General features: G+C 72.2%; 1 pseudogene. It reads left to right on the top strand.

Going from position 1 to position 546, the window contains the following annotated elements:
• Positions 1 to 546, top strand: a pseudogene (locus F3J40_RS25420) (type IV secretion protein Rhs); the annotation flags it as partial.

The following is a 546-nucleotide window of genomic DNA, read 5'->3' as shown; positions in this document are numbered from 1 at the left end:
GCCGCAGCGTCCAGCGCGACGGCGGCCAGAACGCCCGGTGGGTGCTGGACGACGACGAGCAGGTGGCGCAGCTGTGGGACTATGACGGCCGCCGCTACACCCTGACGTGGGCGCGCGGCGAGCCGGTGGCGGTCCGCCTGCCCTCCGGGGCGTCCTGGCACAGCGAGTGGGACCGCTACGGCCGCCTGCTGAAAGAGACCGACCCGGACGGCCACGCCACCGAATACCAGTACTCGCGCAACAGCGGCCAGCTGTTCGGGGTGAAGCGCCCCGACGGCAGCCAGCACCTGCAGCACTGGGACACCCTCGGGCGTCTCACCCGCCGCACCGACGCGCGCGGCAACCACACCGACTACCACTACGACGACGAGGAAGAGAGCCTGCCGGCGCGCATCACCGATGCCCTCGGCGGCGAGGCGCTGCTGACCTGGAACCGCCAGGGCCAGCTGACGCAGTACACCGACTGCTCCGGCAGCATCACGCGCTACGACTATGACGCGCTGGGGCAGCTGACGGCGGTCACGGACGCGGAGGGCAGCACCCGGC

This window comes from Candidatus Pantoea multigeneris (assembly GCF_011752615.1).
Lineage (GTDB): Bacteria > Pseudomonadota > Gammaproteobacteria > Enterobacterales > Enterobacteriaceae > Pantoea > Pantoea multigeneris.
Note: the sequence above shows the minus strand (reverse complement) of the source record. Positions and strands in the feature narration are given on the sequence as shown.